This window comes from Pseudomonas sp. YA1, from assembly GCF_058680555.1.
Map to the genome: position 1 here is coordinate 200,600 of NZ_JBZWBG010000001.1, position 25,588 is coordinate 226,187.

Genomic DNA, 25,588 nt, shown 5'->3' on the forward strand with positions numbered 1-25,588 from the left:
CACCAGGAGAAACAACGTCAATGAGGACGACACCATGCAGAAACTGATCGTCGCGCTGTTCGGGCTGCTGCTCGCCGCCTGTTCGTCCGGCCCGCCGGAAACCCCGCCGACGCGGGTGGTGATCTGGCTCCACGCCGCACCGAACCTCAACCCGTCCGCCGCCGGCCAGGCGGCGCCGCTGCGCCTGCGGCTGTACGAGCTGAAGAAAGACACCGCGTTCGGCCGCGCCGACTACTTCGCCCTCACCGACAACGCCCAGTCGACCCTCGGCGGCGACCTGGTGGAGCAGGACGAGTTCCTCCTGCGTCCGGGCGAGGAACGGCGCATCGAACGCACGCTCGACGAGCAGACCCGCCAGCTCGGTTTCGTCGCCGCCTACCGCGACCTCGACCGCGCCACCTGGCGCCAGGTCCTCGACGTGCCGGGGCAACGCACCAGCCATCTCGACATCACGCTCGGCGCGCAGGCCATCGGCATCGTCGCGCGTCCCGCGCCCTGAACCTTCGGAGTCCCTATGTCCTGGAATAACCGCGTGGTGTGGTCCGAAGGCATGTTCCTGCGGCCACAGCATTTCCAGCAGCACGACCGCTACCTGGAAACCCTGGTGGATGGCCGCTGCCGCTCGCTTCTGGCGGGCGGCTGGGGCTTTTCCGAGCTGAAGCTGGACGAGGCCCTGCTGACCCAGGGCAAGCTGGCCATCGTCAGCGCCCGCGGCGTGCTGCCGGATGGCACGCCGTTCAACATCCCCGCCGACGATCCGGCGCCGGCGCCGCTGAATGTCGAGGAAAGCCTGCGCGATGGCATCGTCTACCTCGGCCTGCCGCTGAAGCGCGTCGGCACCCGCGACACGGTGGAGGAGGGCGAGGCCCTCGGCGGCGCCCGCTACGTCAGCCAGGTGCAGGAAGTGCGCGACGACAATGCCGCCTTCGAGAGCCGCGCGCCGGTGGCCCTGGGCAGCCAGGCGTTCCGCCTGCTGACCGAGCGCGACGGCCTCGGCGAATACGCCGCGGTGGGCGTCGCGCGGGTCCGCGAGAAGCGCGCGGACCAGGCCCTGAGCCTGGACGAGGACTACCTGCCGCCGGTGCTCGACATTGCCGCCGCGCCGCCCCTGGCGTCCTTCGCCAAGGAGCTGCTGGGCCTGCTCCACCAGCGCGGCGAAGCCCTCGCCGGGCGGGTGGTGGCCTCCAGCGCCGGGGGCGCCTCGGAAATCGCCGACTTCCTGCTGCTGCAACTGGTCAACCGCGCCGAGGCCCTCACCGGCCATCTGTCCCGCGTGCGCCCGCTGCACCCGCAGGAGCTGTACCGCGAACTGGTGGCCCTGGCCGGCGAGTTCTGCACCTTCACCGCCAGCCAGCGGCGTCCCGAGGAGTACCCGGTGTACAACCACGACGACCTGGCCGCCAGCTTCGCCCCGGTGATGCTCGCCCTGCGCCAGGCGCTGGCGACGGTGATCGACGCCAAGGCGATCGCCATCCCGATCGTCGAGAAGGCCTACGGCGTGCACGTCGCGATGCTCAGCGACCGCAGCCTGATCGACAACGCCAGCTTCGTCCTGGTGGTGCGCGCCGACGTCCCCGGCGAGAGCCTGCGCGGGCACTTCCCGCAGCAGGCCAAGGTCGGCTCGGTGGAGCACATCCGCGACCTGGTCAACCTGCAACTGCCGGGTATCGGCCTGCTGCCGATGCCGGTGGCGCCGCGGCAGATCCCCTACCACGCCGGCTCCACCTATTTCGAACTGGACCGCGGCAGCGCGCATTGGAAGCAGCTGACGCACTCCGGCGGCTTCGCCTTCCACATCGCCGGCCAGTTCCCCGGGCTGAACCTGGCCTTCTGGGCCATTCGAGGATAAGCAACGATGCCTCCCATCGACGATCCCTTCGGCACCCCGACCGGCGGCGGCAACGGAAGCCCGCCCGACGACCGCACCATGATCATGCCGCGTCCCGGCGGCCGCGCCCCGGAACCGGCCGGCGGCCCTCGCGGCGGCGACCCCTACACGCCGCCGCCGATGGCCAGCCTGGCGCCGCTGAGCGGCCGCGGCGACGGCCTCAACCCGCTGGAGCAGGCCGCCGGCCCGCTGCTGGCGATGCTCACCCGCCTGCGCAACACCATCGCCCATCCGGCGCCGGCCAGCCTGCGCGCGCAACTGCTCGGCTACCTGCGCCAGTTCGAAGAGAAGGCACGCCAGGCCGGCGTGGCGCCGGACGAAGTGATGCTGGCGCGCTACGTGCTCTGCACCGCCCTCGACGAAGCGGTGCTCAGCACGCCGTGGGGCAGCACCAGCGACTGGGGCAAGCAGAGCCTGCTGATCACCCTGCACAACGAGGCCTGGGGCGGCGAGAAGGTCTTCCAGTTGCTCGAACACTGCCTGCAGAACCCGCACCAGCGCCTGCACCTGCTGGAGCTGCTGTACCTGTGCACCAGCCTCGGCTTCGAAGGCCGCTACCGGGTCATGCACGACGGCCGCAGCCAACTGGAGGCGCTGCGCGAGCGCACCGCGGCGGTGATCCGCAACACCCGCGGCGAGTACGAGCACGAACTGTCGCCGCACTGGCGCGGCCTCAGCGTGATGCGCGATCGCCTTTCGCAATACCTGCCGCCGTGGGTCGGTATCGCCATCGGCCTGGCCTTGCTGCTGGCCTTGCTATTCGGCCTGCGGATGAAGCTGGCCGCCGACGCCGAGCCGGTGTTCAAGCGCATCCACGCCATCGGCGAGATCCCGGTGCAGGCCATCGACCGCCCGGCGGTGCAGCCGCGGGTGATCGAACGGCCACGCCTGGCGCGCTTCCTCGCCGACGACATCAAGGCCCAGCGAGTGGCGGTGGAGGACGCCGTCGACCGCTCGGTGGTGACCATCCGCGGCGACGAGCTGTTCGCCAGCGCCAGCGCCAGCGTGCGCGACGAGTTCCAGCCGCTGCTGCTGCGCATCGCCGACGCCCTGCGCAAGGTCAAGGGCCAGGTGCTGGTCACCGGCCATAGCGACAACCGGCCGATCGCCACGCTGCGCTACCCGTCCAACTGGAAACTGTCCCAGGCCCGCGCCCAGGAGGTCGCCGACCTGCTCGGCGCGACCACCGGCGACGCCGGCCGCTTCACCGCCGAAGGGCGCAGCGACACCGAGCCGGTGGCGACCAACGCCAGCGCCGAAGGCCGCGCACGCAACCGCCGGGTGGAAATCACCGTATTCGCGGAGGGCGCGCAATGAAAGGCTTCCTCAACTTCTTCGCGCGCTGGGTGGTGCCGGTGCTCGGCCTGCTCGCCCTGAGCCTGATCATCTGGTTCCTCGGCCCGCTGCTGCGCCTGGGCAACTACGAACCGCTGGCCTCGGCGACCAGCCGCTGGGTGCTGATCGTTCTGCTGTTCCTGGTCTGGATCGGCTTCCGCGTGCTGCGCATCGTGCAGGCCCGGCGCAACGCGGCGAAGGTCATGCAGAGTCTCGCCGAGGTCAGCGCGCCGGACGCCGCCAGCGTCGCCACCGCCGAAGAGCTGGCGACCCTCAAGCAACGCATGGACGAGGCCCTGGCCCTGCTCAAGCGGGCCAAGCTGGGCGGCAGCGAGCGGCGCAACCTGTACGAGTTGCCCTGGTACGTGATCATCGGCCCGCCCGGTTCGGGCAAGACCACCGCGCTGATGAATTCCGGCCTGGACTTCCCGCTCGCCGCACAGATGGGCGCCGGGGCGATCCGCGGGGTCGGCGGCACGCGCAACTGCGACTGGTGGTTCACCGACGAAGCGGTGCTGCTGGACACCGCCGGCCGCTATACCACCCAGGACAGCCACGCCCAGGTGGACAAGGCCGCCTGGCTGGGCTTCCTCGACCTGCTCAAGACCCAGCGCAAGCGCCGTCCCATCGATGGCGCGTTCATCGCCATCAGCCTTTCCGACCTGCTGCTGGGCAGCGACGCCGAACGCGCCGCCCATGCCCAGGCGATCCGCGCGCGCATCCAGGAGCTGTACCAGCAGCTCGGGGTGCGCTTCCCGATCTACGTGATGCTGACCAAGTTCGACCTGGTGCCGGGCTTCATGGAGTTCTTCGACAGCCTGAACCGCGAGGAACGCGCGCAGGTCTGGGGGATGACCTTCGCCCTCGACGACGGCAAGAGCGCGGAAGGCCCGCTGGCGGTGTTCGACAGCGAATTCGCCCTGCTCGAACAGCGTCTCACCGCGCGCCTGGTGGAACGCCTGCAGCAGGAGCGCGACCCGGCGCGGCGCGACCTGGTCTACGGCTTCCCGCAGCAATTCGCCGCCCTGCGCGAATGCCTCGGCGAGTTCCTCAACGGCGTGTTCAAGCCCAACCCCTACGAGGAACGCCCGCTGTTGCGCGGCCTGTACTTCACCAGCGGAACCCAGGAAGGCAGTCCGATCGACCGCCTGATCGGCAGCATGGCGCAGTCGATGAACCTCGACCGCCAGCACCTGGCGCGGCAGACCGGAACCGGGCGCAGCTACTTCATCGAGCGGCTGTTCCGCGAAGTGGCGTTCGGCGAACGCGGCCTGGTCGGCACCAACCCGAAGGTCGAGCGCCGCCGCAAATGGCTGACCATCGGCGCGCTGAGCGCCACCGCGCTGGTGGTGCTGGCGGTGACGGCGGTATGGATCGCCAGCTACCGCGCCAACCAGAGCTACATCGCCGCGGTCGACCAGCGCGTCGACCCGCTGGCGCGCGGCATCGAGTCGCTGAGCCCGGCCCAGCGCGACGTCCTGGCCGTACTGCCACAGCTCAACGCGGTGCAGAATCTCGCCGGCGACGCGCCAAGCTGGGCCGAAGGCTACGGGCTGTACCAGGGCGACATGCTCGGCGAGGAGTCCACCAGCGTCTACCGCAAGCTGCTGATCGCGGTGTTCGCCCCGCGCCTGGTGACCCGCATCGAGGAACAGTTGCGCTCCGGCGGCAGCAGCGATTTCCTCTACGAGGGCCTGAAGGCCTACCTGATGCTCGGCAGCCCGGACCATTACGACGCCGACTTCATCAAGGCCTGGATCAGCCTCGACTGGGAACGCAACCTGCCGCGCGACCTCTCGCCGGAACAGCGCCAGGCGCTGCACGCGCACCTCGACGCATTGCTCGAACGACGGCCGCCGTCGGCGCGCCTGGACCAGGACCTGGTCGAGGACCTGCGCCGCCAGTTGCAGCAACTGCCGGTGGCGCAGCGGGTCTACGACCGGGTCAAGCGGCAGAAGCTGCCCAAGGACGTGCCCGACTTCCGCATCAGCGACGCCGCCGGCCGCGACGCGCCGCTGGTGTTCGCGCGCAAGAGCGGCAAGCCGCTCACCGACCCGCTCAGCGGCTTCTTCACCTACCGCGGCTATCGCGAGGTGTTCCTCACCGCCAGCCTCAGCCAGGCCGGCACCATCGCCGAGGAACAGTGGGTGCTCGGGCGCGACCTGAACGATGCCGGCGATGCCGCCAACCTGGCCCTCGACGTGCGTCGCCTGTACTTCCAGGACTACCTGCGGCAATGGGACGACCTGCTCGCCGACCTCACCGTGGTGCCGATCACCAACGTCACCCAGGCCGCCGACGTGCTGCGCATTCTCTCCGGGCCGACCTCGCCGTTCCGCAAGCTGCTCGAGGCGGTGGCCCGCGAGACCGACCTGCAGAAGGGCGACCGGCTGGTCGCCGCGCAAGTGAAGAAGGCCGCCGACGGCACCGTGGACAAGCTCAAGCAGCGCCTCGGCTCGCTGGTCGGCCAGGAGGAGGAAGGCGCCCGCGAACAGCCGCAGCAGGCCGACAGCGACCCGATCAGCGCCCACTTCGCCGAACTCAACAGCCTGGTCAGCAAGGGCGAGGGCGGCAACGAGCCGGCGCCGATCGACAGCCTGCTGGAGGACATGAACGCGCTCTACGTACAGGTCAGCGCCATGGCCGGAGCCAGCGGCGACTCGCTGCTCGGCGACGCCAAGAACCAGGTGGCCGCCGCCGCCTCGCGCGTGGCCCTCAGCGCCGAGCGCCAGCCGCCGGTGGTCCAGGGCCTGGTGAAGAACGTGGTCAACTCCACCACCAGCAGCATGATGGGCAGCGTGCGCAACCAGCTCAACGCGGCCTGGATCAGCGACGTGGTCAGCGTCTACCGGCAGTCCCTGGCCGGGCGCTACCCGATCGCCGCCGGCAGCTCGCGCGACGCCACCCTGGAAGACTTCGGCCACTTCTTCGGTGCCGGCGGGGTGATGGACAGCTACTTCCGCCAGTACCTGCAACCCTACGTCGACACCTCCGCCAGCACCTGGCGCTGGCAGCCCGGCGCGGCGCAGAAGCTCGGCATCAACCCCGGCGTGCTGCACACCTTCCAGCGCGCGGCGGCGATCCGCGACGCCTTCTTCCGCTCCGGCGGCATGCAGCCGGCGGTGCGCTTCGAACTCAAGCCGGTGACCATGGACGCGGCGATCAGCCAGTTCATTCTCGACCTCGACGGCCAGCAGCTGACCTACGACCATGGCCCCGCCCGCCCGGTGGCGATGCAGTGGCCGAGCGCCAACGGCCTCGGCGTGGTCCGCCTGACGGTGACGCCGCCGCCCAGCAGCGGCCGTTCCGGCCTGACCCTGGAGGGCCCCTGGGCCTGGTTCCGCCTGCTCGATCAGTCGGACCTGGAACGCGGCAACTCGCCGGACCGCTTCACCCTGCGGCTGCGCATCGACGGCTCCAGCATCGCCTGCGAGCTGCGCGCCAGCAGCGCCTTCAACCCCTTCAAGAGCCGGGTCGTGTCCGGCTTCAGCCTCCCGGAGCGCCTTTGAACAGCGTCGGTTTCTACGGCAAGCTGGCCGGCCGCGGCGATTTCGTCAGCCGCGGCCTGCCGAACACCTTCGTCGAACCCTGGGACGCCTGGCTGGCCAGCGGCATGCGCGCCAGCCAGGACGAACTCGGCGCGGCCTGGCTCGACGCCTACCTGACCAGCCCGCTGTGGCGCTTCGCCATCGCCCCCGGCCTGCTCGGCGGCGAAGCGGTGGCCGGGGTGGTGATGCCGAGCATCGACCGGGTCGGTCGCTATTTCCCGCTGACCGTCGCCTGCCTGCTGCCGGCGAACGCCGACCTCGGCGGGCTGGTCGGCGGCGACGACGGCTGGTTCGAGCAGGTCGAGAGCCTGCTGCTCTCCACCCTCGAACCGGAGGCCGAGGTCGAGGCCTTCGAGCAGGCGGTGGCGCAGCTCCCGGCCCCTCCCTGCGGACCGCGCATCGAACAATCGCTGATCAGCGGCAACCTGCTGCGCAGCGAAGCGGTGACCCCGGCGCAGCGCCTCGCCGCGCTGGCCCAGCATGCCTGCGACGGCGCCAGCCACTGGTGGGGACGCGGCTCGGCACGGATCTCCGCCGGCCTGATGCGCTACCAGGGCCTGCCGCCGGCGCCGGCGTTCGGACGATTCCTCACCGGAGAGGGCGAGGTGATCCCGCTCTTTCCCGGCATACCCGGTTAAGGACAACTGATGGTGCCCAACTCAGTCAGCTACTACAGGTCGGCCAGCTACAGCCACGTCGGCATGGTCCGCAAGGTCAACGAAGACGCCAGTCTCGACGCCCCCGAGTCGGGACTCTGGGTGGTCGCCGACGGCATGGGCGGCCACGCCGCCGGCGACTTCGTCAGCAGCCTGATCGTCGATACCCTGCGGCGCATCCCGGCGGCCTCCTCGCTACCGGCCTACGTCGGCGCGTTGCGCACCGGCCTCGCCCAGGTCAACGAGCGGGTTCGCCAGGAGGCCGGCCTGCGTGGCGTCAGCGTGATGGGCAGCACCCTGGTACTGCTCGCCGCGCGCGGCAACCAGGCGAGCTGCCTGTGGGCCGGCGACAGCCGCCTGTACCGCCTGCGCGGCGGCGTGCTGGAAGCCATCTCGCGGGACCACAGCTACGTCCAGGAGCTGCTCGACAACGCATTGATCAGCGAGGAAGAGGCGCGCCACCATCCGCGCGCCAACGTGGTCACCCGCGCGGTCGGCGTGCACGAGCAACTGGAACTGTCGGAAGCCGCGCTGCACGTGCTGCCCGGCGACAGCTTCCTGCTCTGCAGCGACGGACTCAACAAGACCGCCGACGACAGCGAACTACGCGACGTGCTCAGCCACAGCGATCCCTATGCGGTGGTCCGCAGCCTGGTCCACCTGGGCCTGACCCGCGGCGCCCCGGACAACATCACGGCCCTGGTGGTCAGGGCCTTCTGAGACGGACATGGACATAGAACTTCCGGGATTCGACATCGAACGCGAGCTGGGCGAAGGCGCCATGGCCACGGTCTACCTGGCCACCCAGCGCTCGCTGCAGCGCAAGGTGGCGCTGAAGGTGATGGCCGCGGCGCTGGCCGCCGACCCGAGCTTCGCCGAACGCTTCCTGCGCGAAGGTCGGACCCTGGCGCGGCTGTCGCACCCGAACACGGTGACCATCCACGACATCGGCAACGTCGGCAGTTGCTACTACATGGCCATGGAATACCTGCCCAACGGCACGCTCAAGGAGCGCATCCAGCAGGGCCTCGATCCCGAGCAGGGCCTGGCCTACGTACGGCAGGTGGCCGCCGCGCTCGGCTACGCGCACTCCCAGGGCCTGGTGCATCGCGACGTGAAGCCGGCCAACATCCTGTTCCGCGCCGACGGCACCGCAGTGCTCTCGGACTTCGGCATCGCCAAGTCGATCGAGGACAATACCCAGTTCACCCAGGTCGGCTTCGCCGTCGGCACCCCCAGCTACATGAGCCCGGAGCAGGCCCGCGGGCAGGAGATCGACGGCCGCGCCGACCTCTACGCGCTGGGCGTGGTGCTCTACGAGATCCTCACCGGCAAGCTGCCCTACAACGGCAAGGACTCGCTCTCCACCGCCCTGGCCCACCTCACCGAGCCGCTGCCGGAACTGCCGATCGAGCAGGGCCGCTACCAGGACATCCTGCGCCAGTTGCTGGCCAAGGACCCGGCCGAGCGCTTCCCCACCGCCGGCGCGCTGATCGCCGCCCTCGACCGCCTGGCGCCGAGCGCCCTGGAAGCCACCCAGATCCGTCCGCTGGCGACGCCGCAGGGCTCGCCGCGAGCGAGCAACCCGCCGCCGGCCGAACCCGCGCCCCTGCCGCCCGCCGACCTCGGCGGCCTGCAACCGGTGTCGATCCAGTTGCCGCCGGTCACGCCCAGCGCCGGCGGCGCCACGCCGCCTCCGCCTCCGCCGTCGCAAGCGGCGAAACCGCCATCGCCCCCGCCGCCTCCGTTGCCGCCGGCGAAGCCACGTGCCGGCGGCAGCCGCACGCCGTTGATCGCCGCCGCCGCGGCCGCCGTGCTCCTGGCGATCGGCGGCGGCGCCTGGTGGCTGCTGGGCTCGGACGACGCACCGAGCCCTGCCGATCCAGCGCCGCTGGGACAGACGCCGGCGGACAAGCCGCAGCAGCAGACCCCGGTGGCCGATGCCGAACAGGACGGCGGCGACCGTCCGCTGCTGATGCCGGGCAAGAAGACGCTGTTCCAGCGCGTCCTGACCAAACCCGGCGCGGCCATCTCCGCCGAGGCTGGCGGCCCGCCCCGGGCCGGCGCGGTGCCGGCCTTCTCGGTGCTCTACGTGTACGCCCGCAAGCAGGTCGGCGGCAGCCCCTGGCTGCGCGTCGGCGCCTCCAGCAACGGCGAGGGCGACGGCTGGCTGCCGGCCAGCGCGGTGAGCGACTGGAAGCAGAGCCTGGTGCTGAAGTTCACCGAACGCTCCGGCCGCGCGCCGGTGATGTTCCTCAACAGCGCCGAGCAGGTCGAGCGCCTGCTCGGCGATACCCGCGCAGCGCGCGACACCCTGACCCAGGCGGTGGACCACAAGGGCGATCCGCAGGTGGTCGCGGTCGAGCCCAACGACCGGGCGATCCCCCAGGACCAGTTCTACCTGCTGCCGATCTTCGACTCGAAGGAGAGCTTCGACGCCGACGGCCAGCCGGCGCAGTTGCTGGAGGTCGCCTCGATCGACCCCGGCGGCAGCGCCACGGCACCCCAGGCGCCGGGCCAGGCCGGGCAGGGCAGCGCCAGCGGCGCGGCGAGCGACACCTTCCGCACCGGCATCGTCCTGGTGGTGGACACCTCGGTGTCGATGCAGCCCTACATCGACCGCGTGCGCGAGGTGATCGACGGCCTGCAGCGGCAGATCGGCGAGCGCGGCGACCTGGACAAGGTCAGCTTCGGCCTGGTCGGCTTCCGCAACAACACCGACAAGACCCCCGGCCTGGAATACGTCAGCAAGACCCTGGTGCCGCTGCAACCGGGCAACGACGCGCAGCGCTTCGCCGAGTTGAGCAGCCAGGTGCGCGCCACCGACGTCTCCAGCCACTCGTTCAACGAAGACGCCTTCGCCGGGATCATGCAGGCGGTCGACGAAATGGACTGGTCGCCCTACGCCGGGCGCGTGGTGCTGCTGGTCACCGACGCCGGCGCGCTGCGCAAGAACGACCCGCTCGGGCGCACCCAGATGAACGAGGCCGAGGTCCGCCAGGCGGCGCTGCGCAAGGGCGTGAAGATCTATGCCCTGCACCTGCGCACCCCGGCCGGTAAGAACAACCACGGCTACGCCGAGCAGCAGTACCGCAGCCTCACCGCCGACGCCAACCCGAAGATCGCCGACCTCTACATCCCGGTGGCCGGCGGCGAGGTGAACGCCTTCGGCAACACGGTGAAGGAGATCGGCACGGTGTTCGCCGACCTGGTCCACGACGCCGGCAACCGCAAGCCGCAGGCGCCGCGCTTCGACGCCGCGCCAAGCGTGGCGAGCAAGTCGGCGGCCATCGGCTACGCCATGCAGATGGAATTCCTCGGTCGCCGCGACCCGGTGCGCGCGCCGCAGGTCGTCACCGCCTGGACCGCCGACCGTGACCTGACCAACCCGGCGCTGCCGGCGTTCCAGGTCTGCGTGCTGCTGAGCAAGCTGCAACTCAACGAACTGCAACAGTCGCTGAAACTGATCGTCGACGCGGCCAAGCGCACCCAGACCTCGCCCAAGGACTTCTTCCAGGAAATCGCCAGCGCCAGCGCCTACATGAGCCGCGACCCGGCGCAACTGGTGAAGGGCAGCAACCTGGCGCAGAGCGGCGTGCTCGGCGAATACCTGGAAGGCCTGCCGTACCGCAGCAAGTCGCTGAACATGACCCAGGACCTCTGGCTGTCGCTGAGCGTCGCCGAACAGCAGGACTTCATCGACGAACTGGAGTCGAAGATCCGCCTCTACGAAACCTTCCACAACGACGTCGCCAACTGGGTCCGGTTCGGCGACGCCGACGCCGGCGACGCGCTGTACCGCGTGCCGCTGTCGACGCTGCCATGATCCTGCGCCTGCACGAGGTCGCCCGCAGCCACGGCGCCGGTCGCCAGCGCTACCGCCTGCGGGTGCCGGCGCTGGAATTGCGCGCGGGTCGCCAGCTGGCCATCGTCGGCCCCAGCGGCTGCGGCAAGAGCACCCTGCTCGACCTGCTGGCGCTGGCCCTGGCGCCGGACCCGGGCGGGCGCTTCGAATTCCTCGCCGGGGAACGCCCGCAGGACATCGCCGCGCTCTGGCGCGACGGCCGCCAGGACCGCTTGGCGGCGCTGCGCCGGCAGCACTGCGGCTACGTGCTGCAAAGCGGCGGATTGCTCGAGTTCCTCGATGTGCGGCGCAACATCGGACTGCCCTGCGCATTGCTCGGCGCCCCGTCCGCCGAGCGCGTGCAGGCGCTGGCCGAGCGGCTGGAAATCGGCGACCAGCTGGACAAGAAACCGGCGGCGCTGTCGGTCGGCCAGCGCCAGCGGGTCGCCATCGCCCGCGCCCTGGTGCATGCGCCGCGCCTGTTGCTGGCCGACGAGCCGACCGCGGCGCTCGACCCGCTGAACGCCGAACGGGTGATGCGCCTGCTGGTGGAACAGGCCCGCGAGCGCGGCGCCTGCACCGTGGTCGCCACCCACGACGAGCGCCTGGCCCGCGCCGCCGGCCTGGAAGTCCTGGCCATCCGCTGGCAACGCGAGGCCGACGACAGCGTCGGCGCCTGCCTCGAGGACGTTGGCTGATGCGCGCCGGCCTGCTGCTCTCGCTGGCCTGGGCCGACTATCGCGGCGAGGCGCGCCTGTCGCTCTGCGCGATCTTCGCCCTGGCGGCGGTGATCACCCCGCTGCTGGTGCTGTTCGGCCTCAAGTACGGCCTGGTCAGCACCCTCACCGAGCGGCTGGAGCGCGCGCCTTCGGTGCGCGAGATCATTCCGGTCGGCGGCGCCCGCTACCGTGCCGAGGACATCGCCGCCCTGGCCGCACGCGCGGACGTCGCCTTCGCCGTGCCGCGCACCCGGCAGATCGCCGCCACCGCCGACCTCAGCGGCGGCGGCGAGACCGCCCTGAGCGTCGAGATGATTCCCAGCGCCGCTGGCGACCCGCTGCTGGCCGGCCTGCCGCAACCCGACCGGCCGACCCGCGTGGTGCTCAGCCACGGCGCCGCGGAAAAACTCGGCGCCCAGCCTGGCGAGCGCATCGTCGCGCGCATCGGCCGGCGCATGGATGGCCAGGCACAGAGCCAGCGCCTGGAGCTGGAAGTGCTCGCAGTGCTGCCACAGGAGCGTTTCGCCCGCGACGCGCTGTTCGCCCCGCTGGCCCTGCTGGAAGCCGCCGAGGACTATCGCGACGGTCGCGCGGTGGCCGCCTATGGCTGGCCGGGGAAGGCCGGTGAGGCGCCGCGCGCACGCATCTACCCGGGCTTCCGCCTGTACGCCCGCGACCTCGATGCGGTGGAAGGGCTGCGCCGGCACTTCGTCGCGAGTGGCGTGGAAGTCGCCACCCAGGCCGAGGCCATCGCCCAGGTGCGCAGCCTCAGCCGCAACCTCGGCCTGGTGTTCTGGATCGTCGCCGCGCTGGCCATCGGCGGTGCCTTCGCGGCCATCGCCGCCAGCAGCCTGGCCGCCGTCGAACGCAAGCGCCGCGCCCTGGCAGTGCTACGTCTGCTGGGCTTCCCGACCGCCGCGCTGGTCGGCTTCGTCATGCTCCTGGCGCTGTTCAGCGCCGTCTTCGGCCTGTTCCTCGCCGGGCTGCTGTACGCCGCCACGGCCGGCGCGCTGAACCACCTGTTCGACAACCAGAGCGGCGAGTTCGTCTGCCGCCTGCTGCCCAGCCACTACCTGACGGCGCTGCTCGCCACGCTGCTGTGCAGCGTCCTGGCCGCCGCCAGCGGCGGCTGGCGCGCGGCGCGGATCGAAGCCGCAGAGGGATTACGCGATGTTTGAGAAAGCCATTCTTCCGCTCGCCCTCGGCGCCTGCCTGGCATTTGCCGCGCCGGCCTGGGCCGAAGGCGACTCGCCGGACAATCCCAAGCCGCTGGCCGACGACGTCGCCCTGCCGCTGCCGTGTGGCGGCGAGATGGTCTTCCGGCATGTCTACGTACTCGCCGAAGGCGCCCTCGACGATCGCGAGGTCAACCTCGGCTACGCCTTCAACGAAGGCGAGGCGGGCTACCAGCAGTCGTTCATCTCCGGCTACCGGCGCGACTACGTGAACGGCCAGTTCAGCCTCGCCGACCTGGCACCGGCCTGGCAGCAGAAACTCTCCGCCAGCCTGCCGAAGCCCGCCGCCGGCACCCCGCTGAAGCCGATGATGTACTTCATCGGCAAGTACGAGGTGACCGCCCGCCAGTACGCCGCGGTGATGAGCCAGGCGGCCGCGCTCTCCGGCCAGGGCGAGGCGCCGGCCTGCGACGTGCCGGACGGAATGGCCGCGCGGCTGCCCAAGGTCGACCTCTCGCGCTTCGACGCCGAACGCTTCGGCGCGGTGTACAGCGCCTGGCTGCTGAAGAATCACCCGGAACTGCTGCCGGTCAGCGGCCGCGGCAAGAATCCCGAGGACGGCGGCATCGGCTTCGTCCGCCTGCCCACCGAGGTAGAGTGGGAGTTCGCCGCGCGCGGCGGCCAGGCGGTCAGCCGCCAGGAACTGGAAGGCCGGCTGTTCCCGCGCAAGGTCGAGGGCAGCGACCAGGAAGGCCCGCTGGGCGACTGGGCGGTGTACAACCAGGTCGCCGGCGGCACCGGCCAGGCCGCGCGACTGTTGCCGGTAGGGATGAAGCGGCCGAACCCGCTGGGCCTGTTCGACGTGATCGGAAATGCCGCGGAGATGGTCCAGGAGTCCTTCCAACTGGTCCACGCCGGTCGCCGGCAGGGCACATATGGCGGTTTCGTGGTGAAGGGCGGGAACTATCTCGAAGGCGAGATGACTCTATTCACCGGGATGCGCCGCGAATACCCGCTGTTCGCCGCCGACGGCAGCGAACAGCGCAACGAGACCACCGGTTTCCGTGTCGCCATCGGCGCGCTGTCCGCGCCGCGCTCGCGCTATCCCGAGCTGTTCGCCCAATGGCAGAAGGAAGGCCGACTAGCGGCATTGACCGATGCCATCGATGACGCTCAAGATCCCACCAAGCAATTGGACGGAATCATTGCCGCCACCCGCGACCCGCAGATGCAGGCGCAGTTGGCCCAGATAAACGAGGAACTCAAGCGTAACGTTTCGTTGATCGCCCGGCAGCGCGAAGAGGCCGCCGGAAACCTGATACAGTCGGCGGCACTGGTCGCCGAGACGATCAACAACTACAACATACGCCTGACCAACCTCAAGAAGGACAGGGAGAAAGCCGTGGCAGCCAGGGATCAGGCGACCGCCCAGCTCTATGCCGGCGCCATCGCCAACGGGCGCAGCGCCCTCGATGGCGCATTGGCCATCTACATCGACAACCTCGCCACCGGCACCCGTTACACCGACGCGGTGATCCAGGCGCAGTTCCAGCGCATCCAGGAAGAACTCAATCGCAACCCGGTTCTGGGCAAGAGCCTGGTCAAGCGCGCGACCCTGTTCGTCAAACACGTCGGAGATTATCGCCAGCAGCACCGGGCCGAGCCGGAGGCGGTATTGAAGGAATTGCTCGCGTCCAGCGGGCGTTGAAGGAGTTCCGTCCGGCACCTCTCGGCAGCCGGGCGGTTCATCAAACCAGGAGTGAGATGCAATGAGCCAACCCAGCGAAAACCGTTTGATCACCTCGGCGCGCTACGCGCTCTGCCTGTTGACCGCCAGCGGCGTGCTGCTCAGCGGCTGCGCCAGCAGCGGCGTCGGCTCGGTCGCCCAGACCACCCGCGCGGAATACTACCCGTCCTGCTACGAGCCGGTGTCGCACCTGCGCAGCACCGATAACGCGGTGCGCAACTCGGCCATCACCGGCGCCATCACCGGCGGCCTGCTGGGCGGCCTGGCCGGCGGCCTGGCCAGCGACGAGAACCGCGGCCGCAATGCCGCCCTCGCTGCCGCAGGCGGCGCCCTGGCCGGCGGCGCGGCGGGCTACTACATGGAGAAGCAGAAGCAGATCAGCGACGACCGCGCGCGCATCGGCTCCTACGCTACCGACGTCGACCGCAGCACCGTCGAGATCAACCGTAGCGTGGCCTACGCCAAGTCGGCGCAAAGCTGCTACCAGAGCCAGTTCAAGGCCCTGCTCGACGGCCGCAAGAACAAGTCGATCAACGAAGCCGAAGGGCGCAAGCGCCTGGCCGAGATCGTCAGCGGCCTGCAGGAGACCAACGCCCTGCTGGTCGCCGCCAACGGCCGTGCCGGCGAGAACATCAACAACTACACCCAGGCCTACGAGAAAGACCTGCAGCAGGTCGGCGTACCGCGCACCGAAGTGACCAAGGTCGCCGAGGCCGAGAACCGCGCCAGCACTACGAAAGGCGGCAGCAAGCCCAAGACCGGCAGCAATCCCAAGGTGCCGAAGGAAGCGGTCGCCACCGAGCAGACCATCCGCAAGGCCCAGGACGCGCAAAGCGAAGGCAACAAGGTGGCCTCCCGGGGCCAGGGCATGATCCAGGAAGTCTGCAACAGCCCGGACATGGGCGACTGGGCACCGCCGAGCTGCGCCAAGGCCTGATCGGCCTCGTTACCAGCACGAACGCGACGGCGACCTTCGGGTCGCCGTTTCGTTGAGGGGCCTGGCGCGCTGACCCGGCCGGCCTGAAGGGCGAGCGTTCGCCGGGACGGCTGCTTCCGACGTTTCCGGCTTCCCCGGCGGCAGCGGTTCTTCCCGCAGGGCGGATACCGCCACCGGCACGCTGCGCCGCTACTCCGCCCTATACGAAATGCTGCGCCGCGGGGAAAACGCTAGAACAACGCCATCTGCGCCCCCGGCACGGCGAACCGGCTGCAATCCAGCCCGAAGCCCTCGCGGCGGTCCAGCCCGAGGCGCTTCATCGCCACCGCGAAACGCTGCGCCAGCAGGTCGGCGAACGGTCCCTGGCCGCGAAAGCGGTGGCCGAAGCGGCTGTCGTAGACCTCGCCGCCACGGCATTGGCGGACCAGGCTCATCACATGCTCGGCGCGTTGCGGGTAGTGCGCCGCCAGCCATTCCTCGAACAGCGGGCCGACTTCGCGCGGCAGGCGCAGGAGCATGTACGCGGCGCTGCGCGCGCCGGCGTCCCGCGCCGCCTGGAGCAGGCGCTCCAGCTCCATGTCGTTGACCATCGGGATCATCGGCGAGCAGAGCACGCCCACCGGGATGCCGTTGCCGCTGAGCGTGCGGATCGCCCGCAGTCGCGCCGAGGGCGCCGCCGCGCGCGGTTCGAGAATGCGCTTCAGCTCGTCGTCGAGGGTGGTCAGGCTGATCATCACCGCCACCAGGTTCTGCTCCGCCAGTTCGCGCAGCAGGTCGAGGTCGCGAAGGATCAGCGAGCCCTTGGTGACGATGGTCAGCGGGTGACGGAAGCGCAGCAGCACCTCCAGCACCTGGCGGGTCAGGCGGCGTTCGCGTTCCAGCGGCTGGTAGGGGTCGGTATTGGCACCCAGGTTGATCGGCGCGCAGCGATAGCCGGGCTTGCTCAGTTCCTGCTCCAGCGCGCTGGCGACGTTGCTCTTGGCGATCAACCGGGTCTCGAAATCGATCCCCGGCGAGAGGTCCCAATAGGCATGGCTGGGCCGCGCATAGCAGTAGATGCAGCCATGCTCGCAACCACGGTAGGGATTGATCGAGCGATCGAAAGGGAGGTCCGGCGACTGGTTGCGGGAGATCACCGTGCGGGCGATCTCCTCGCGCACCTCGGTGAGCTGGATCGGCGGCACGTCCTGCTCCCAGCCATCGTCGAAGGCCTCGCTGTGGGTCGGGGCGAAGCGGTTGAGGGGGTTGCTGGCGGTACCGCGACCGCGCGGGGGCAGGGGAGCGCTCATGAGGGGAACCCGGCGAAATACTGTATACAAATACAGTATCGCACCGGACCCCAGCCCACAGCCATCGCCGCCGGTCGGCGGCGAGCGGTCAGGCGTCGGGCTTCTTCTTCAGCTTGGGATTGGGGAAGAACTGCACCGACTGCACCTTCGGGTTGGCCGGCTTCGGCGCGTTCTGGTTGACCCGCGTACCCAGCTCCTTCGGGATCGACTGGCCCTGGGCGTTGAGCGTGTCGGCGTAGCCGCAGGCCACGCATTCGCGGTGCGGCACGCCGTCCTCTTCCCACATCTGGATCTTGTCCTGTTCGCTGCACGCCGGGCAGACCGCCCCGGCGATGAAGCGCTTCCTGGTGATCGCCGGGCTCATGCGGCCTCCCCGACCAGCCCGGAGTGACGCAGCAGGGCGTCGATGGACGGCTCGCGACCGCGGAAGTCGACGAACAACAGCATCGGCTCGCGGGAGCCGCCGCGGGCCAGGATCGCCTCGCGGAAGGCGCGCCCGGTATCGGGGTTGAACACACCTTCTTCCTCGAAACGCGAGAAGGCATCGGCGGACAGCACCTCGGCCCACTTGTAGCTGTAGTAACCGGCCGCGTAGCCGCCGGCGAAGATGTGCGCGAAGCTGTTGGCGAAGCGGTTGTACGCCGGCGGACGCATCACCGCCACTTCGTCGCGGATGCCCTCGAGCACCTGCAGCACGCTGCGGCCGTCGCCGTGGGTGGCGTGCAGCTCGAAGTCGAAGAGGGAGAACTCCAGCTGGCGGACCATCATCATCCCGGACTGGAAGTTCTTCGCCGCCAGCATCTTCTCCAGCAGGTCCTGCGGCAGCGCCTCGCCGGTCTCGTAGTGGGCGGAGATCAGCGCCAGGCCTTCCGGCTCCCAGCACCAGTTCTCCATGAACTGGCTGGGCAGCTCGACGGCGTCCCAGGCCACCCCGTTGATCCCCGAGGCGGCGGCATGCTCGACGCGGGTCAGCAGGTGGTGCAGGCCATGGCCGAACTCGTGGAACAGGGTAGTGACCTCGTCGTGGGTCAGCAGCGCCGGCTTGCCGTTCACCGCCGGGGTGAAGTTGCACACCAGGTAGGCCACCGGGTCGATCAGCCGGCCCTGGGCGTCGCGCCGGCGGTCGCGGGCGCCGTCCATCCAGGCGCCGCCGCGCTTGTTGGCGCGGGCATAGAGGTCGAAGTAGAAACGGCCGACGTGCTCGCCGTTCTCGAGGATCTCGAACAGGCGCACGTCGGCGTGCCAGCGCTCGAAATCGTGCAGTTCGCGGATCTGGATGCCGTAGAGGCGCTCGACGATGGCGAACAGGCCGGAAAGCACCTTGTCCACCGGGAAGTAGGCACGCAGCGCCTCCTGGGACACGCTGTAGCGCGCCTCGCGGAGTTTCTCGGCGTAGTAGCCGGCGTCCCAGCTCTGCAATTCGGCGCAGCCCTGCTCGGCGGCGTAGGCGCGCAGCTGCTCCAGGTCGCGGGCGGCGAACGGCTTGCTGCGCACCGCCAGGTCGCGGAGGAAGCTGAGCACCTGGTCGCTGGACTCGGCCATCTTGGTCGCCAGCGACAGCTCGGCGTAGTTGGCGAAGCCGAGCAGGCCGGCCAGCTCCTGGCGCAGGTCAAGGATCTCTTCCATCACCGGACCGTTGTCGTTCTGCCCGGCGTTCGGGCCCTGGTCGGAGGCGCGGGTGCAGTAGGCGGCGTATACCTCTTCGCGCAGGGCGCGGTCATCGGCATAGGTCATCACCGCGTAGTAGCTGGGGAACTCCAGGCTGATCAGCCAGCCGTCCAGGCCCTTGGCCTCGGCGGCCTGCTTCATCTGGGCCTTGGCCGAATCGGTCAGGCCGGCCAGCGCGGCTTCGTCGGCGACATGCTTGGTCCAGGCCTGGGTGGCGTCGAGCAGCTGGTTGGAGAAACGGCTACCCAGCTCGGACAGGCGCGACTGCACCTCGGCGTAGCGCTTCTGCTTGTCCGCCGGCAAGTCGATGCCGGACAGGCGGAAGTCGCGCAGGGCATGTTCGAGGATGGTTTTCTGGGCCACGTCGAAGCCGGCCGCCTCGGGGCTCTTCGCCAGCGCCTCGTAGGCCTCGAACAGGGCGCGGTTCTGCCCCAGCTCGGTGGAGTAGGCCGACAGCTCCGGCAGGCAGGCCTCGTAGGCCTCGCGCAGCTCGGCACTGTTGCACACCGCGTTGAGGTGGCTGACCGGACTCCAGGCGGCGCCCAGGCGGTCGTTGAGTTCGTCCATCGCCAGCACCAGGCCCTTCCAGGTCGGCTGCTCGCGCTGGGTTTCCAGCAGGCGGGCGATGGCGGCGCGGTTATCGGCGAGGATCCGCTCGATGGCCGGCTTCACGTGTTCCGGGCGAATGGAGGAGAAAGGCGGCAGGTCGTAGGCCTGCAGAAGGGGATTCGCGCTCACGTTGGCAACCTTGGCTAAGGAAATACCCGACCATCTTAAATACAATCGGCGGCATCCGCAGCCTGAGGAAAACTATCGTGACCATTCGTTCCTACCAGGGCAAAACGCCACTGCTCGGCGAGCGGGTCTTCGTCGATCCCTCGGCCGTGCTCGTCGGCGACATCGAGATCGGCGCCGACAGCTCGGTCTGGCCGCTGGTGGTGATCCGCGGCGACATGCACCGCATCCGCATCGGCCAGCGCAGCAGCATCCAGGACGGCAGCGTGCTGCACATCACCCACGCCGGCCCCTTCAACCCGGACGGTTTTCCGCTGAGCATCGGCGACGAAGTGACCGTCGGGCACAAGGTCCTGCTGCACGGTTGCAGCATCGGCAACCGGGTGCTGGTGGGGATGGGCTCGATCGTCATGGACGGCGCGGTGATCGAGGACGAAGTGATCCTCGGCGCCGGCAGCCTGGTGCCGCCGGGCAAGGTGCTGGAGAGCGGCTTCCTCTACGTCGGCAGCCCGGCGAAGAAGGCCCGTCCGCTGAGCGACAAGGAGCGCGGCTTCTTCGCCTACACCGCCGGCAACTACGTGAAGCTCAAGGACCTGCACATCGCCGAGGACTACCATGCGTGACGCCACGCTGCGCTACCCGAACATCCTCTTCGATCTCGACGGCACCCTCACCGACCCGCGCGAGGGCATCACCCGCTCGGTGCAGTTCGCCCTCGCCCGCCTGGGCATCGACGAGCCGGACCTGGCGCGCCTGGAGCACTTCATCGGCCCCCCGCTGTTGCAGTGCTTCATGCAGACCTACGGCTTCGACGAAGCGCGCGCCTGGGAGGCGGTGAACCACTACCGCGAGCGCTTCAGGGTCACCGGTCTCTACGAGAACCGCGTGTTCGACGGCATTCCCGAGCTGCTCGAAGCCCTGGTCGGACGCGGCCACACGCTCTACGTCGCGACCAGCAAGCCCGGCGTGTTCGCCCGCGAGATCGCCCGCCACTTCGCCTTCGACCGTCACTTCAAGGCGATCTACGGCAGCGAGCTGGACGGCACGCGCACGCACAAGGACGAACTGATCCGCCATCTGCTCGACAGCGAAGGCCTGGCAGCGGAGCATTGCCTGATGATCGGCGACCGCATGCACGACCTGCTCGGCGCCAGCCGCAACGGTGTCGCCTGCATCGGCGTCGGCTACGGCTTCGGCAGCGAAGACGAACTGCGCGCGCACCAGCCGACCCATTACTGCGCCGACCTCGCCGCCCTGCGGCAGGTGTTGGAATCCCACTGACCCATGCTCCGTTTCAGACAAGGACGCCTGACATGACCGACAATCCCTTCGCCACCCCCACCGCCCCGGTGCAGCCGCCGGCCAGAGAGGTGCCCGCCACCACCCAGCCCTATGCGTTCATCGCGGTGCTGGCGCTGGTCACCTGCCTGTCCTTCGCCGTGAGCCTGGGCATCCAGTGGTACAACGACATCGGCGAGATCCGCCAGCGTTTCTCCGAGCACCTGCAACTGATGGCGCCGCACTGGTTCACCGGCCTGGTGTTCTACGCGGCGGCCAACCTGCTGGTGCTGCATGCCTACCGCGAGAAGCGGCAGCTCGTCGAGTTCCGCCCGCTGGCGCTGCTGCTGATCGGCTACGGCCTACTCAACCTGGTCTGCGGCATGCTCGCCGGGATCGGCCTGGCACCGTTGACGCTGCCGTTCTACCAGTGGGTGACGGCGCAATCCAGCTACGGCGTCTGGCTGATGGCGTTCAACGAAGCGATGAGCTGGGTCTACCTGCTCCTGGGCAGCCTGCTGCCGTTGGGGCTGGTGCTGCTCGGCAGCCGGGTGAACTCGCCGCGCCTGGCCGAAGGGGAAGAAGCCCGCGTCGCTGCCTGGCAGGTCGCCCTGGGCGCCGCGCTGTGTTTCGCCACGCTGTGTTTCAAGCTGATGCAGTTCCTTCCCTACGCCCTGCTGCGCTACGACGAGCCTTGGCTATACGGCCTGTACCTGAGCGGCGTGGCGCTGCCCGCGGCGCTGCTCTTCGGCGCCGTCTGCACGCGCCTGCCGGCGCGCCTGCAACGCTTCGCCGCCGGCCGCGCGCTGCTGCTCGCGGTGGTCGCCATGCTGCTCTGGAGCGTGGCGCTGCTGGCGGTCGGCGGGGGGCTGGCGCTGCTGATGATCCTCGGCCTGGCGCCCGCTGGCATCGGCTATACGCTGCTGGTGGCGCTGCTCGGCGTCGGCCTGTTGGCGCTGCTCTGGCCGATCGGCCGGCTGGCCACGCGCTGGTGCTACGCCGACCAGCTCGCCGCCTGAGCAGGCGTCAGGGCGCTGCGGCGGCCAGCCGCTGCAACGCCGCCTGGCGCTCCGCCAGGGGGAGCTGGCCAAGGGCACGGACCCGCGCATAGAACGCCGGCCAGTTGCCGCCGACCTGGCGGAACAGCGCGGCGAACGCCGCCACCCATTGGTCGTAGAGGCCGAAGGGAAGCAGCTTGGCATTGTTGAACGGCGCGTCGATCCAGGCCTTGAACGGCGACTCGCCGCCCCATTCGCGCTGGCTCAGCGCCGCGTACTCACGGCGCAGGCGCTGGAATTCGGCAGCCTTGCCGGCACGCTTGGCGGCATCGTCCAACGGCCCGGCATAGAGTGCTTCGAGGCGCGCACGACTGGCCAGGACCAGCGCGGTGAACTGCTCGCGGCGCTTCTCCTCGCGGCCGTCCGCCGGCGGCAGTCCACGATACTCGCGCCACTGGCGGGTACCTTCCTGTTCGACGAAGGTGGCGAAGGATTCGTTGAAGGCGGTGTCGTCGCGCAGGTAGAACTTCTGGTGCGCCAGTTCGTGGAAGATCAAGGTCGCCAGCCGTTCGTCGTCCCAGCGCAGCATGCTGCTGAGGATCGGATCGTCGAACCAGCCGAGGGTCGAGTAGGCCTGCACCCCGCCGACGTAGACGTCGTCGCCGAGCGCCCGCTGGCGCGCCGCCTCGGCGCGCGCGGCGGCCTCGCTGTAGTAGCCGCGGTAGGCCACGCAGCCGGCGATGGGGAAGCAATGGGTGACCGGCTGCAGCGACAGCTCCGGGGTGGCGAACACGTTCCATACCACGTAGGGCCGGCCGATATCGGCGTACAGGCGATAGCTGCGGTTGTCCGGCAGGCCGAGGCGTTCGCTGGCGAATTGCCGGGCCTTTTCCGCCTTCGCCAGGCGTTCGCGCAAGCGCGCGTCGCGCTGCGGGTCGGCGATCACCGCGGCGGCCGGCTCGCGGGCGCGCAGCAGGGCGAACTGGCCGCTGGCCAGTTGCCCGTAGTAGGAGACGGTCGAGCAACCGCTCAGCGCCAACAGCGCCAGGCAGGGAACCCAACGGGGCAGTCGAAGGTCAGCAAGCGGATGGCGAAGGCGGCGTGGCATGGGCGGAACATAGCACAGCACGCGGACCGCCCGCCGCCCTACCAGCACCGGTCCGCGATCCGGCGAGGCGGAGGAACGCAAGGCGTTTTTCCAAGGCGCGACGGATGGCGGCCGGGTTAAAGGAGCTTCGGAGTCTTCTATGCGTACGCTGCTGCTTGCCGGTGGCCTGCTCGTCCTGAGCGGCTGCTCACTGCTGATGCCCACCCCCGACCCGAACCGCGCCTGGGTCGACCTCGATACCCAGCCCGACGCCGATCTCGCCGCCGTGGAAGTCGACGACAAGAGCTGGGACCGCACGCGCTACTTCGAGGTCGATCCCGGCACCCGCGAACTCACGGTGCGCTACCAGTTCACCGTCGACCCGACCAACATCGGCCCCGTGGACAGCCCGCTCTGGCGCGATTGCCAGCTCAACCTCAAGTTCAAGGACTTCAGCGCCGGCCAGCGCTACCGCCTGGAGGCCGGGCACATCGGCTTCCGTCCCTGGGCGAAGCTCTACGACCAGGACAACAGGGAACTGGCGCGCGGCCGCGAGGGGCGCTGCGCGAAGGTCTGAACGGCGCAAGGCGAGGGCGCTATGCTAGGAGCTGAACGCCCTCCGGAGCCCGCCCCATGCGTCCACTCACCCGTCTCGTCCCGCTCGCGCTGCTGCTCCTCGCCGGCTGCGCCGGACCGCTGCCGCAGCCGGACCCGCAGATGGCCTGGGTCGAGCTGCGCAGCGCGCCGGCCAATACCCTGCTGGCCGAGCGCCTGGACGGCGAGCGGTTGAGCGACGGGCGCTACTTCCAGGTCACTCCGGGACGCCATGTGCTGGAGGTGCGCTTCCAGTACGAACTCTATGGCGGTTCCGGCGGCGGGGGCGGCGGCTTCGGCGAGCCGGTGCAGATCAACTGCTACCAGCAGGTGGTCTATGACGGCTTCGAGGCGGGCCGGCGCTATCGCCTGGAGGTGCGCCCGCAATTGCGCAGGGCGCTGGCGCTACTGAGCGACGAGCGCGGCGAGGTGGTCGCCCGTTCGAACTTCCAGACCAGCCGCTGCCCGCCGTACTGAAACGCAGCGGCTCAGTCGTCGTTCTTCTGGTAGATGATCTTCTTGGTGCCGTTCTCGCAACTGCCGACCACCATGTTCGGGTCGCTGACTTCGTCGTTGCGCACGATCTCCAGGGTGTAGGAGGTCACCCCGGCCGACTGGATCTTGGTCTCGATCTCCGCCTTGAGTTCCTCGCACGGCTTCGGCGCGGCCAGCGCCGTGGCGCTGAACAGCAAGGCGGCAATCCCCAGCCCGATGGTTTTCATGACCCGTCACTCCTCGTCGATGCCTGGCAGCCGAGTGCTGCGCAGCGCATCCTGCCGCATTCGACTGCGGCAGGCCAGGGCCAGTTCGCCGGGCTGGGGAAGCGTTCCGCTCAGCCGTCGAGGCTGGCGTCCAGGCTGATCTTCGCGTTGAGCACCTTGGATACCGGGCAACCGGCCTTGGCCTTGTTGGCGATCTGCTCGAAGGTCTGCGCGTCCGCCCCCGGCACGCGCGCCCTGAGCACCAGGTGCACGGCAGTGATGGCGAAACCGTCGGACTGCTTGTCGAGGGTGACCTCGGCGCGGGTCTCGATACGTTCGGCGGTCAGGCCGGCCTCACCGAGCATCATCGACAGGGCCATGCTGAAGCAGCCGGCGTGGGCCGCGCCGATCAGCTCTTCCGGGTTGGTTCCCGGTGCGCCCTCGAAGCGGGTATTGAAGCCATAGGGGTTGTCCTTGAGCGCGCCGCTTTCGGTGGAAAGGGTGCCCTTGCCGTCTTTCAGGCCGCCTTGCCAGACCGCCGATGCCGTCTTCTTCATGTCGACTCCTCCGGAGCTGTGGATGGACATCCGCTCGCGTCGGCGAGCGGGCATGTCTACATGGGAGGACGACGCAGCCGGACAAGTTCAGTCCGCTTGCGCGGCGGCGGGATTCAGGCGCAACCGTCGATGCGGCAGAGCGGCGCCGCGGCCCCGCCCAAGGCACCGCTGCCGCCGGCAAGGCGCAGCTGCGTTTCGAGGAAAGCCCGCCAGTCGTCCGGCTGGCCGAGGTAGCGCCCGGTGTCGAGCACCTGCAGGCGGCCGTCGCGCTCCAGGGCGAAGGTCGGGAAGCCAGCGGCGCCGAGACGGTTCATCAGCCGCCGACTGTCGGCGAAGTGCGCGCGCAGCGGCTCGCCGGAGCAGGCGTCGAACGCCTCGGCGAAGCCCTCGCCAAGCCCCAGTTCGGCACCCAGCTCGAGCAGCACCGGACGCTCGGCGATACGCCGGCCCTCGACGTAGTGGGCACGCTGGATCCGCGCCAGCATCGCCGCGCCGAGGCCGTCGAGCGCTTCGGCGGCAAGCACGGCGGCGGTCGGCGGGGCCGAGTCGAATACCGCGCTGGTGTCGCGCAGCAGACCGTCGAAGTAGTCCTTGCCGAACGGCTGGCCGGTCAGTTGGGCGATCCGCAGGTCATGGGGCATCACGTAGTGGCGCAGACCGGCGCCGACCGGCTGGCGGTTGGCATCGGTCATCATGCCGCCGCCATGCAGGCGTACGTCCAGACCCGTCACCTCGCGGGCGGCGGCGAGCAGCGGCGAGGCGCCGTAGCACCAGCCGCAGAGCGGATCGTAGAGGTAATGCAGGGTGAGGTCGTTCATCTCCGTCTCCACGA

General features: G+C 69.7%; 23 protein-coding genes. 16 read left to right on the forward strand and 7 right to left on the reverse strand.

The genetic code is table 11. The annotated features are described in order from the left end of the window. The first annotated feature begins 34 nt into the window (after positions 1 to 34). The 11 genes from tssJ (at position 35) to tagQ (ending at position 15,849) form a co-directional block, all read left to right on the forward strand. Positions 35 to 499 carry a type VI secretion system lipoprotein TssJ gene (tssJ, locus tag AC4OR5_RS00930; RefSeq protein WP_033984516.1) on the forward strand — a complete coding sequence of 155 codons (465 nt, stop codon included), beginning with the start codon at positions 35 to 37 and terminating at the stop codon, positions 497 to 499. Positions 500 to 514: 15 nt separating this feature from the next. After that, complete coding sequence (gene tssK, locus AC4OR5_RS00935) at positions 515 to 1,849, forward strand: type VI secretion system baseplate subunit TssK (protein WP_023083850.1); 1,335 nt, start codon at positions 515 to 517, stop codon at positions 1,847 to 1,849. Between the two features lie 6 nt (positions 1,850 to 1,855). Next, on the forward strand, positions 1,856 to 3,205 hold the full coding sequence (locus tag AC4OR5_RS00940; RefSeq protein ID WP_058159890.1) for a DotU family type VI secretion system protein: 1,350 nt from the start codon (positions 1,856 to 1,858) through the stop codon (positions 3,203 to 3,205). Further along, complete coding sequence (gene tssM, locus AC4OR5_RS00945; RefSeq protein ID WP_058159889.1) at positions 3,202 to 6,732, forward strand: type VI secretion system membrane subunit TssM; 3,531 nt, start codon at positions 3,202 to 3,204, stop codon at positions 6,730 to 6,732. Before AC4OR5_RS00940 ends, tssM begins: the two co-directional genes overlap by 4 nt. Beyond that, positions 6,729 to 7,409, forward strand: coding sequence for a type VI secretion system-associated protein TagF (tagF, locus tag AC4OR5_RS00950; RefSeq protein WP_003083642.1), 681 nt, complete (start codon positions 6,729 to 6,731; stop codon positions 7,407 to 7,409). Before tssM ends, tagF begins: the two co-directional genes overlap by 4 nt. Before the next feature lie 9 nt (positions 7,410 to 7,418). Then, positions 7,419 to 8,147 (forward strand): serine/threonine phosphatase PppA, encoded by a 729-nt coding sequence (gene pppA, locus AC4OR5_RS00955; protein WP_003083639.1) that lies wholly within the window; start codon positions 7,419 to 7,421, stop codon positions 8,145 to 8,147. Positions 8,148 to 8,154: 7 nt separating this feature from the next. Then, on the forward strand, positions 8,155 to 11,253 hold the full coding sequence (gene ppkA, locus AC4OR5_RS00960) for a serine/threonine protein kinase PpkA (protein ID WP_057386037.1): 3,099 nt from the start codon (positions 8,155 to 8,157) through the stop codon (positions 11,251 to 11,253). Beyond that, complete coding sequence (gene tagT, locus AC4OR5_RS00965; RefSeq protein WP_023126808.1) at positions 11,250 to 11,969, forward strand: type IV secretion associated ABC transporter ATP-binding protein TagT; 720 nt, start codon at positions 11,250 to 11,252, stop codon at positions 11,967 to 11,969. Before ppkA ends, tagT begins: the two co-directional genes overlap by 4 nt. After that, positions 11,969 to 13,168 carry a type IV secretion associated ABC transporter permease TagS gene (gene tagS / locus AC4OR5_RS00970; protein ID WP_003128189.1) on the forward strand — a complete coding sequence of 400 codons (1,200 nt, stop codon included), beginning with the start codon at positions 11,969 to 11,971 and terminating at the stop codon, positions 13,166 to 13,168. Before tagT ends, tagS begins: the two co-directional genes overlap by 1 nt. After that, positions 13,161 to 14,873, forward strand: coding sequence for a type VI secretion system-associated regulator TagR (tagR, locus tag AC4OR5_RS00975; protein WP_031756565.1), 1,713 nt, complete (start codon positions 13,161 to 13,163; stop codon positions 14,871 to 14,873). Before tagS ends, tagR begins: the two co-directional genes overlap by 8 nt. Positions 14,874 to 14,934: 61 nt before the next feature. After that, positions 14,935 to 15,849 (forward strand): type VI secretion system-associated lipoprotein TagQ, encoded by a 915-nt coding sequence (gene tagQ, locus AC4OR5_RS00980; RefSeq protein ID WP_003083630.1) that lies wholly within the window; start codon positions 14,935 to 14,937, stop codon positions 15,847 to 15,849. A gap of 230 nt (positions 15,850 to 16,079) precedes the next feature. Here tagQ and AC4OR5_RS00985 read toward each other — a convergent pair whose 3' ends face one another. From AC4OR5_RS00985 to prlC, 3 genes are all read right to left on the reverse strand, one after another. Continuing rightward, positions 16,080 to 17,138 carry a PA0069 family radical SAM protein gene (locus AC4OR5_RS00985; protein ID WP_003083628.1) on the reverse strand — a complete coding sequence of 353 codons (1,059 nt, stop codon included), beginning with the start codon at positions 17,136 to 17,138 and terminating at the stop codon, positions 16,080 to 16,082. Positions 17,139 to 17,226: 88 nt separating this feature from the next. Further along, positions 17,227 to 17,502: a YheV family putative zinc ribbon protein gene (locus AC4OR5_RS00990; protein WP_003083624.1), complete on the reverse strand. Its 276-nt coding sequence runs from the start codon at positions 17,500 to 17,502 to the stop codon at positions 17,227 to 17,229. Continuing rightward, the gene (gene prlC, locus AC4OR5_RS00995; RefSeq protein ID WP_034026057.1) at positions 17,499 to 19,544 is read right to left on the reverse strand and encodes an oligopeptidase A; all 2,046 of its coding nucleotides are present in this window, start codon (positions 19,542 to 19,544) and stop codon (positions 17,499 to 17,501) included. The genes AC4OR5_RS00990 and prlC overlap by 4 nt, the downstream gene beginning before the upstream one ends. A gap of 77 nt (positions 19,545 to 19,621) precedes the next feature. On the opposite strand from prlC, the gene AC4OR5_RS01000 reads away from it, so the two are divergent. Genes AC4OR5_RS01000 through AC4OR5_RS01010 form a run of 3 tightly spaced genes read left to right on the forward strand, consistent with a single transcriptional unit; the run spans position 19,622 to position 21,838 of the window. Next, positions 19,622 to 20,164, forward strand: a complete 543-nt coding sequence (locus tag AC4OR5_RS01000; protein WP_003083618.1) for a gamma carbonic anhydrase family protein — start codon at positions 19,622 to 19,624, stop codon at positions 20,162 to 20,164. After that, the gene (locus tag AC4OR5_RS01005) at positions 20,157 to 20,822 is read left to right on the forward strand and encodes an HAD family hydrolase (RefSeq protein ID WP_003106611.1); all 666 of its coding nucleotides are present in this window, start codon (positions 20,157 to 20,159) and stop codon (positions 20,820 to 20,822) included. Before AC4OR5_RS01000 ends, AC4OR5_RS01005 begins: the two co-directional genes overlap by 8 nt. A gap of 32 nt (positions 20,823 to 20,854) precedes the next feature. After that, positions 20,855 to 21,838: a hypothetical protein gene (locus AC4OR5_RS01010; protein ID WP_003114660.1), complete on the forward strand. Its 984-nt coding sequence runs from the start codon at positions 20,855 to 20,857 to the stop codon at positions 21,836 to 21,838. Positions 21,839 to 21,845: 7 nt separating this feature from the next. Here AC4OR5_RS01010 and AC4OR5_RS01015 read toward each other — a convergent pair whose 3' ends face one another. Next, positions 21,846 to 22,973: an aminopeptidase gene (locus AC4OR5_RS01015; protein WP_020750957.1), complete on the reverse strand. Its 1,128-nt coding sequence runs from the start codon at positions 22,971 to 22,973 to the stop codon at positions 21,846 to 21,848. Positions 22,974 to 23,064: 91 nt separating this feature from the next. Here AC4OR5_RS01015 and AC4OR5_RS01020 point away from each other — a divergent pair, with 91 nt between their 5' ends. Both AC4OR5_RS01020 and AC4OR5_RS01025 read left to right on the forward strand, forming a co-directional pair. Next, positions 23,065 to 23,481, forward strand: a complete 417-nt coding sequence (locus AC4OR5_RS01020) for a PA0061/PA0062 family lipoprotein (RefSeq protein WP_003083614.1) — start codon at positions 23,065 to 23,067, stop codon at positions 23,479 to 23,481. A 56-nt stretch (positions 23,482 to 23,537) separates the two neighbouring features. Continuing rightward, positions 23,538 to 23,975 (forward strand): PA0061/PA0062 family lipoprotein, encoded by a 438-nt coding sequence (locus AC4OR5_RS01025; protein WP_003083612.1) that lies wholly within the window; start codon positions 23,538 to 23,540, stop codon positions 23,973 to 23,975. A gap of 11 nt (positions 23,976 to 23,986) precedes the next feature. On the opposite strand, the gene AC4OR5_RS01030 is transcribed toward AC4OR5_RS01025, so the two are convergent. The 3 genes from AC4OR5_RS01030 to dsbM all read right to left on the reverse strand — a co-directional run bounded on the left by AC4OR5_RS01030 (position 23,987) and on the right by dsbM (position 25,574). Then, positions 23,987 to 24,220, reverse strand: a complete 234-nt coding sequence (locus AC4OR5_RS01030) for a DUF1161 domain-containing protein (RefSeq protein ID WP_003083610.1) — start codon at positions 24,218 to 24,220, stop codon at positions 23,987 to 23,989. A gap of 110 nt (positions 24,221 to 24,330) precedes the next feature. Next, a complete protein-coding gene (locus AC4OR5_RS01035; protein ID WP_003118563.1) occupies positions 24,331 to 24,786 on the reverse strand; it encodes an OsmC family protein in 456 nt (151 codons plus the stop codon). 83 nt (positions 24,787 to 24,869) lie between these two features. After that, a complete protein-coding gene (dsbM, locus tag AC4OR5_RS01040) occupies positions 24,870 to 25,574 on the reverse strand; it encodes a disulfide reductase DsbM (protein ID WP_003136951.1) in 705 nt (234 codons plus the stop codon). Positions 25,575 to 25,588: the final 14 nt, after the last annotated feature.

Bases quoted from the DNA above. Each gene is read 5' to 3' on its own strand.
- dsbM (WP_003136951.1), bottom strand. From the start codon at position 25,574: ATGAACGACCTCACCCTGCATTACCTCTACGATCCGCTCTGCGGCTGG.
- tagR (WP_031756565.1), top strand. From the start codon at position 13,161: ATGTTTGAGAAAGCCATTCTTCCGCTCGCCCTCGGCGCCTGCCTGGCA.
- ppkA (WP_057386037.1), top strand. From the start codon at position 8,155: ATGGACATAGAACTTCCGGGATTCGACATCGAACGCGAGCTGGGCGAA.
- AC4OR5_RS01030 (WP_003083610.1), bottom strand. From the start codon at position 24,220: ATGAAAACCATCGGGCTGGGGATTGCCGCCTTGCTGTTCAGCGCCACG.
- tssJ (WP_033984516.1), top strand. From the start codon at position 35: ATGCAGAAACTGATCGTCGCGCTGTTCGGGCTGCTGCTCGCCGCCTGT.
- pppA (WP_003083639.1), top strand. From the start codon at position 7,419: ATGGTGCCCAACTCAGTCAGCTACTACAGGTCGGCCAGCTACAGCCAC.
- AC4OR5_RS01035 (WP_003118563.1), bottom strand. From the start codon at position 24,786: ATGTCCATCCACAGCTCCGGAGGAGTCGACATGAAGAAGACGGCATCG.
- AC4OR5_RS01025 (WP_003083612.1), top strand. From the start codon at position 23,538: ATGCGTCCACTCACCCGTCTCGTCCCGCTCGCGCTGCTGCTCCTCGCC.
- tagT (WP_023126808.1), top strand. From the start codon at position 11,250: ATGATCCTGCGCCTGCACGAGGTCGCCCGCAGCCACGGCGCCGGTCGC.
- AC4OR5_RS01010 (WP_003114660.1), top strand. From the start codon at position 20,855: ATGACCGACAATCCCTTCGCCACCCCCACCGCCCCGGTGCAGCCGCCG.
- AC4OR5_RS00990 (WP_003083624.1), bottom strand. From the start codon at position 17,502: ATGAGCCCGGCGATCACCAGGAAGCGCTTCATCGCCGGGGCGGTCTGC.
- AC4OR5_RS00985 (WP_003083628.1), bottom strand. From the start codon at position 17,138: ATGAGCGCTCCCCTGCCCCCGCGCGGTCGCGGTACCGCCAGCAACCCC.
- AC4OR5_RS01020 (WP_003083614.1), top strand. From the start codon at position 23,065: ATGCGTACGCTGCTGCTTGCCGGTGGCCTGCTCGTCCTGAGCGGCTGC.
- tagQ (WP_003083630.1), top strand. From the start codon at position 14,935: ATGAGCCAACCCAGCGAAAACCGTTTGATCACCTCGGCGCGCTACGCG.
- tagS (WP_003128189.1), top strand. From the start codon at position 11,969: ATGCGCGCCGGCCTGCTGCTCTCGCTGGCCTGGGCCGACTATCGCGGC.
- tssK (WP_023083850.1), top strand. From the start codon at position 515: ATGTCCTGGAATAACCGCGTGGTGTGGTCCGAAGGCATGTTCCTGCGG.
- AC4OR5_RS00940 (WP_058159890.1), top strand. From the start codon at position 1,856: ATGCCTCCCATCGACGATCCCTTCGGCACCCCGACCGGCGGCGGCAAC.
- AC4OR5_RS01005 (WP_003106611.1), top strand. From the start codon at position 20,157: ATGCGTGACGCCACGCTGCGCTACCCGAACATCCTCTTCGATCTCGAC.
- tssM (WP_058159889.1), top strand. From the start codon at position 3,202: ATGAAAGGCTTCCTCAACTTCTTCGCGCGCTGGGTGGTGCCGGTGCTC.